The sequence below is a fragment of the Pseudomonas brassicacearum genome, assembly GCF_003732265.1.
In the GTDB taxonomy this organism is placed as follows: Bacteria; Pseudomonadota; Gammaproteobacteria; order Pseudomonadales; family Pseudomonadaceae; genus Aquipseudomonas; species Aquipseudomonas brassicacearum_D.
In genome coordinates, this window is sequence record NZ_MOBK01000222.1 from 1 (window position 1) to 404 (window position 404).

A 404-nucleotide genomic window follows, 5' to 3' on the forward strand; every position below is an offset into this window, starting at 1 on the left:
CTGGAAAAAAGATTGGATTATTTGTTGCCCTCTCTGGCCACTTCGCGAGCAGGCTCGCTCCCACAAGGAGCCAAGTTGTCAATGCGATCTGCGACACAACACAAGAACCTGTGGGAGCTGGCTTGCCAGCGAAGGGGCCAGGTCAGACACCCTAAAAACATCTGACACACCACTACTGGATCAACTCAGTGCTCTCAATGATCGAATGCAATTGACTTCACAACACAGAACACTGTGGGAGCGAGCCTGCTCGCGAAGGGGCCCGATCAGACACCATCAAAACCGGCTACTGGACCAGTTGGTTGATCTCAATGATCGGCAACAACACCGCCATCACAATCACCAGCACCACCCCGCCCATCACCACAATCATCAACGGCTCCAGCAACGCGGTCATGCCCATT

The 404-nt window shown here is 53.7% G+C and carries 1 protein-coding gene; it reads right to left on the reverse strand.

Features of this window, described 5'->3' with window-relative positions:
• Nucleotides 1-286: 286 nt before the first annotated feature.
• Nucleotides 287-404, reverse strand: a 118-nt coding sequence (locus BK660_RS33310; RefSeq protein ID WP_259698564.1) for a hypothetical protein, incomplete at its 5' end; no start/stop codon positions are given.